Below are 6,166 nucleotides of genomic sequence, written 5' to 3'. Positions count from 1 at the left end.
ACCGCGCCGGCAAACTGGCTATCAAACACCCAAAGAGCTTTTCTCTGCTGCTTCCGCCGGTTAAGTTAAATCCATAAAATATGAATATTAATGAAAATACTGATTTAATAGGATTTATCGTGTGGCTAATTTGTTCTTGCAATTTGGGGCTTTTTTTTAGTTCATTTTCATGCTAAAATAAGAACAGCCGTTCGATTATTTTTTAACAGCGAGGGATGCCTTATGCGGATCACAGATTTTCTAGCCATGGTCGCCGATGTCAATCGGAATTTTTTGGTGCTGTATGAATTTGGCGCTAACCGCCATGGTAAGCGGACCGGCATAGTCGATCATGTGCAATACATTAAGTTAAGCGGCTTACATACCGCCGACGTTACCCAGCCCCAGCTCATTCTAGAAACTGCGGCCAAGCGGCAAACGTTGCAGTTATGGGAGCTGTCAGTCTTACTGCGGCAACACCGACTGCGCCGCTATATGTACGTCGAATATCAGGGTCAAGAACACGCCATCTTTGGCTTCCGCGTTGAAAAGAACTTGATCCTACTGGGCTAATTTCAGCTGCATTATATAGGAGTTTTTACATGAAAAGAAGGAAAAAAAGACAGACTAGATCATTGCTAGTACTGGCCGTGATCGTGATCGGTGGCTGGCTGGGCCTAAATTCCAGTCAGTCGCAAAGTCTGTGGCAATCCGCGCAAGCACTATTGCCGACCGCACAAAGTTCGTCCAGCAACACTAATAGCCAACCCAGCGCCAGCACCAATCAGCTGGCTGCGCTTGATTATCATTCCGGTGAAAGCGCCGTTGTTGCTGTAAACAACAATAAATCAACGTTAACTGCCAGCGATTGGCAAACCAATCATGTCATTTATGCCAATTTAGATAAGCTTAATCGCACCAGTACCGCCAACACCGCCTATTTGGAGCAGCGCAACGTGGCCGATGATTCGCTGCGGGTCAGGCAAACGGTGCAACCCACTGGCTGGCATCAAAAGTTCTCTGGCCGCCAAGCGATCCTCAACCGCGGCCATTTAGTCGCCTACTCGATCTCAAAGGGGATCAGCCTTGATGGCACTTATGATCCTGATCTGCAAAGCGGCGATCAAAATAATTTGAAAAATTTATTCACCCAAACGGCGTTCAGCAATCAGCGCCTGCAAACCGTTTATGAAACTAAAATTCGGGCCGCGTTGCGCGCCGGTAAAAAAGTACTCTACCAGCCGCACGCTATTTTTCGCGGCGACGAACTAATGCCTCGCGGGGTTCAGTTACAGGCGCTCAGTACCGACGGCAGCTTAAACTTTAACGTTTATATTTACAATGTCCAGCCAGGGTTCACTTTTGACTACAGCACCGGCACCAGCCAAGTCAGTGAATTACAAGTTCCTGATACCACGATTTAAAGTCTGGCAGTTATTAGCAGGCTTTTTTGTCTTTTTGTAATCTAAATGTAATATAAGCTACATATTGTAATCTGATTGTTACGTTAACTGCACATTTACGTGCTAAAGTTAGACTATTAATGACGAAAACGCTCACTTATTATCAGGAGGACTTTTGCATGCAAAAAAAGAACGCTCTATTACTTAGCGCGACTACATTACTTAGCGTTATTGGTGTTTCTGCTATCGCATCTAATGCGGATGCAGCAACCGTTACCGTTAAAGCTAACGATACCGTTTGGGACTTTTCACAGGAATATAATCTTACCGTCGATCAAATCAAGGCCGCTAACCAATTAACTGGCGAAAACCCAATTATTTTGATCGGCCAAAAATTAACGATCCCAACTGACGATGCTGCGGTACAAAGTAGCAGCACCGTTGCCACCCCAGATTGGAACAGCCAATTAGCGGCACAATCGGCAGCCACTGCTTCTGCTAACGCAGCAAGTGCAGCGGCAGCACTTGCCACCGAGCAGGCTAACCAAGCGGCTGCACAAGCCGCAGCAACGCAACAGGCCAATGAAGCCGCTGCGCAGTCAGCCGCAACTCAAGCTGCTAACGAAGCGGCAACTATTTCCGCACAGGCAGCTAGTGACGCCGCACAATCGGCGGCCACTGCTTCTGCCAATGCCGCCAGCGCCGCGACCCAAGCAGCCAATGATGCAGCCGCACAATCCGCCGCTGCAGTTTCTGCACAAGCAGTTAGTGACGCCGCGCAATCGGCAGCCACTGCTTCTGCTAACGCTGCTAGCCAAGCCGCCGCTGATTCGATCACCGCTGCCAGCCAGGCTGAAGTGATTGCTTCAACGCAAGCAGCTAGTGCAGCTGCACAATCTGCCGCGATCGCCGCCAACCAAGCCGCCGCTAGTGCACAAGCAAGCACAGCTGCTAGTAGCGCCAGTTCAACAGCAACAGCTGATGGCAACTACTCGTTTACCTACTACAACGCTACGCCAGAACAAGGTTGGGGTGACGGCAGCGTAACCGCTGACGGCACTAGCACCGCAACTGGCCGCGATGCCGACGGTTATTTGATTGCTGCCGCTGATAGCAGCATTCCTTTTGGCACGCATATCCAAACGCCTTATGGTGAGGCGGTCGTCCATGATCGTGGCGGCGCCGTTACTGGTAACCATATCGATGTTTTACAATAGAAAATAATTACTATGAGGGAAGCACCGCCGCCGTTAACATAATGGCGCGGTGCTTCTTTTTACTTTTATTAGCTCAACACCTAAAACTATCTAGTATAATTCTAAGGAATCCTATTAGCCGCTGGATCGATTTTGTATGCACAAAGAACGGCGACAATCGTTGAACTTTACACACAGTTGTTTTCGCCAAATAGCTATAAAAAAAATTTTGTGCTATAATTTGAATATAGAAAAACCACGGCGGACTGTTGGCAGTCAACCGTGGTAAGTTTAGTAAGGCACTGGCTTTACTACAGGTTTAGAACCGTCTTCCGGCCAAGGTTAGCGGTTCTTTTTTCTTGCTTTGATTACTTCTGCCCAAGCCAAGATCACTTTTGCGATACCACTTAATATAGCTGGTAAAGCAATGATCAGGGCTAGCATTAGCTCCATTACAAGCGCAATCCTTTCTAATTGAATAGATGCACATAGGCATCACTTCTTTCTTACAAGATTGCCACCACCGAACTTCCTTACTTAAATATTGTATCATGAACGTAGCCATGCTTGGCTGCGTTTTTTATATTCTCGCCGGTTTAACCTAGGCAAAATTTTTTTATCGATCAAAATCAATTACCTGAACCATTTTTATGTACGTTATCAACAAGTTAATTTGGCAATACAAAAATAAAAAAAGCACCTGGACAAATTCATATCCAGCGTGCTTAACGATCAATTCATTTTTATTATTCAGCTACCATTGCCAGCAGAGTTTCCCGATCGACCGCTAGCGTTTCAGGTGCCTGCTGCCAGAAATTCTTCGCCGAATTAATGAAATTCAGCAGATCCAGCTCGCTGAGTTTTAATACCGCATGGTTAGCATAAAGCGCTGCGAAGATATCGATCTGTGGTCCAATCCGACCAGAAAAGTCGCGCGGATCATGCGTTATTTGGAAAAAGTCAGCCCGCGATTTGCGCAAACGCTGGATTGCCCGATCGTTACCTGTTTTGATCACTGCAGCTAAGTCATGTAATTGCTGCAGTGCGGCTACATCCATTTTCTGCGTCTCATCTGCGGTCAATGCAACACTCAAAAAACGTGTCACCAAACGATAATTAAGTGCAGCACCGATTATTTTCTGTTGGGTTAATTGATGTTGAACGAAATCGGCGACCTGCTGCTGCCAGAGCTGCGCTAACATTAAAATATGCGTATATAAATGTGTTGTGGTCTCAATATCCAGAAAATCAGGCGTCTGCTGGTCTGCATAACGCGTCGCTAATTTAGCCTGATCAAGTTTTGTATCAAAATAAATACGCGAAATATCAGTTAATTGTTCACAATACTGATCTTTCTGATCCGCCCAAAAATAAAATTTTACTGTCGCTATTTCTTCCATATCGCTGATCCTCGTACTCAAGTATAGTCATCCAACATCGCCGTCATATTTTATAAAGAAATATTCACATACGATTAATCTAATCATACACAAGTTAGCGCTTATATACAAAGAATTTTTTTGAGTTTTTGCAGTAGAAATGAATGACTTGGAAAAACGTTCTTTAACCAACCGTCGTACCCGTTTATCCGCAAAGACAAAAAAGCTCAATTCATAAAAGAATTGAGCACTATACCTGTCCCGAAAGCTACAAATAACCTAGTCTTTCTGCTTGCGGCAGCTTAGGATATCTTGAACTACCGGCCTACTTTGCCTGGCAATACAGCAATCAAATTGCTTCTAAAAGCCTCCACTTCAGTACCATTTGCATTGATAATTTCGCGATTTGCCGCCATTTATAATAATATAGTTGTTCTTATTTTCAATTAATTACTGCGCGATGTACAAAATTAATTGCCCATTCAGGCTTCACATACGCCGAATTATCTCCCATAGTATCAGTAAGTATTATTTATCTATCTCTTCTCCGCTAATGTTAATTCACAGCCTAACAACATTTCTAGTTCCTGACGCCATTTATGCGCCGCTACCACCACGACGCAATCGTTGGTCCGCATATTGCGGATCACCAGCGCCGAATCCGCGCGATCCAATTCACGCACCAACTTGTTTAGATGCGTTTTAGCCGCGCTGACCGTTACTGTTTCTACCATGTAAATAGCCTCCTCTAGATTTTTAATGCCGGATCTCCGGCGGAATCACATCTTGCTGCATCGCTACATGCCCAGCGCCGACTACAACTTCATTTTCAGCAACTAATTGCGGGGTGAAGCGCATCTGACTAGGTTGAAAAGTGAACGCTAACTCAGACAAACGTCCGGAACGATTTTTGCGAAAAATTAAATTCAAATGACGCTCAGCCTTTAATTCTTCATCAGTACTCACCGGATACAAGAAACTGACCACATTAGAATCCTGCTCGATACTACCAGACTCACGCAAATCAGCTAGCTGCGGCGTACGATCGACACGCTTTTCCAATTCACGATTCAACTGCGAAAATAAAATGATCGGAATATCCAGCTCGTTAGTCAATAGTTTCAGCTCGCGGGTGATGGTTTCGATTTCTTGACGTCGATCATGCCGCGCCGCCACCCGATCCAGGCTGATGATCTGCAAATAATCGATCACCGCCACATATTTGCCAGAATCCGCATGTTGCGCATGGTCGCGGATCACCTTGATGATCTGCGGTAGCACCAATAACTTATCGTGCAATTGCAGCCGCTGCTGATCCAACTGCCCAATCGCCGACTGCACCTGCTGCTTCTCAGCCGCCGACATCTGGTACGGATTAGCAAACTTACCCACCGCCACCCCAGTCTGATAGGCAACCGTCCGCTGATAATTATCGGTCGCCGTCATTTCCAAGGAAAATAGATCCACCGCTAGGTCAGCATCGTGGCGCAGCGCATTCTGAATCAAGTTGACCGCAAAGGCAGACTTACCAATGCCAGGTCGAGCGCCAATCGTCCATAAAACGCCACCGCGCAGGCCGCCATTGAGCACCGCATCCACATTTGAAAATGTGTGGATACCGCTAGCTTGCGGATGCGCCAACGCTTGCAACATATCTTGCCCATGCTCCTGCAGGCTGCGCGTCGGTAACTTCGGCTGATTCAACACCGTTAACAACTGACTTTGCGTCTGCAATTCCGCTAAATTCTCTGCGCTAGGCACGATGAAATACGCCTGAGCCGCCAATTGTGCGTTACCCTGCACATACCAAAAATGCAACGTCTGTAAACTATCTTCAAAAATACTTTCGGCATCAAACGGTTGCTCAAAAGCCTGCCACTCATGATCCTCAAACGCTAACGGGTAAGCGGCCTTGAACCGACGCTGAATCTCGATCCAATTACGGTACGGCCCCGGTTCAGCCACCATAAATTGAATAAACTGACGACAACTCTTAACGCCAAACCATTCAGCGTCGATGGTCACTGTTTTGATAGCTTCCGGATGATGTAACAAATAATTGCTCCTATCCTAGTATTTGGTACATAAATTTCTGAACAGTTGTGCCATAATTAATAAAACAAGATAGGAGCATTCCAATGAAACGATATCAAGATGATTTTAAAGCCAGCATTGTGAAGATGCATCGTGAAGAGAAAAGATCTATTCG

At 45.9% G+C, this 6,166-nt stretch carries 6 protein-coding genes; 3 read left to right on the top strand and 3 right to left on the bottom strand.

The window, feature by feature from the left end; translation table 11 throughout:
- The first annotated feature begins 222 nt into the window (after positions 1-222).
- From EKM76_RS12545 to EKM76_RS12535, 3 genes are all read left to right on the top strand, one after another.
- Positions 223-552, top strand: a complete 330-nt coding sequence (locus tag EKM76_RS12545; RefSeq protein ID WP_225417947.1) for a hypothetical protein — start codon at positions 223-225, stop codon at positions 550-552.
- 29 nt (positions 553-581) lie between these two features.
- Positions 582-1,403, top strand: coding sequence for a DNA/RNA non-specific endonuclease (locus EKM76_RS12540; RefSeq protein ID WP_125550943.1), 822 nt, complete (start codon positions 582-584; stop codon positions 1,401-1,403).
- 158 nt (positions 1,404-1,561) lie between these two features.
- The gene (locus EKM76_RS12535; RefSeq protein ID WP_125550942.1) at positions 1,562-2,599 is read left to right on the top strand and encodes a LysM peptidoglycan-binding domain-containing protein; all 1,038 of its coding nucleotides are present in this window, start codon (positions 1,562-1,564) and stop codon (positions 2,597-2,599) included.
- Positions 2,600-3,324: 725 nt separating this feature from the next.
- Here EKM76_RS12535 and EKM76_RS12530 read toward each other — a convergent pair.
- The 3 genes from EKM76_RS12530 to EKM76_RS12520 all read right to left on the bottom strand — a co-directional run bounded on the left by EKM76_RS12530 (position 3,325) and on the right by EKM76_RS12520 (position 6,012).
- On the bottom strand, positions 3,325-3,978 hold the full coding sequence (locus EKM76_RS12530; protein ID WP_125550941.1) for a hypothetical protein: 654 nt from the start codon (positions 3,976-3,978) through the stop codon (positions 3,325-3,327).
- A gap of 515 nt (positions 3,979-4,493) precedes the next feature.
- On the bottom strand, positions 4,494-4,691 hold the full coding sequence (locus tag EKM76_RS12525) for a hypothetical protein (RefSeq protein WP_125550940.1): 198 nt from the start codon (positions 4,689-4,691) through the stop codon (positions 4,494-4,496).
- Positions 4,692-4,713: 22 nt separating this feature from the next.
- Positions 4,714-6,012 (bottom strand): DnaB-like helicase C-terminal domain-containing protein, encoded by a 1,299-nt coding sequence (locus EKM76_RS12520; RefSeq protein ID WP_125550939.1) that lies wholly within the window; start codon positions 6,010-6,012, stop codon positions 4,714-4,716.
- Between the last annotated feature and the right edge of the window lie 154 nt (positions 6,013-6,166).

The organism is Loigolactobacillus zhaoyuanensis, from assembly GCF_003946385.1.
Lineage (GTDB): Bacteria > Bacillota > Bacilli > Lactobacillales > Lactobacillaceae > Loigolactobacillus > Loigolactobacillus zhaoyuanensis.
Note: the sequence above shows the minus strand (reverse complement) of the source record. Positions and strands in the feature narration are given on the sequence as shown.

Coding starts and splice junctions, on each gene's coding strand:
- EKM76_RS12540 (WP_125550943.1), top strand. CDS start 582: ATGAAAAGAAGGAAAAAAAGACAGACTAGATCATTGCTAGTACTGGCC.
- EKM76_RS12530 (WP_125550941.1), bottom strand. CDS start 3,978: ATGGAAGAAATAGCGACAGTAAAATTTTATTTTTGGGCGGATCAGAAA.
- EKM76_RS12525 (WP_125550940.1), bottom strand. CDS start 4,691: ATGGTAGAAACAGTAACGGTCAGCGCGGCTAAAACGCATCTAAACAAG.
- EKM76_RS12545 (WP_225417947.1), top strand. CDS start 223: ATGCGGATCACAGATTTTCTAGCCATGGTCGCCGATGTCAATCGGAAT.
- EKM76_RS12535 (WP_125550942.1), top strand. CDS start 1,562: ATGCAAAAAAAGAACGCTCTATTACTTAGCGCGACTACATTACTTAGC.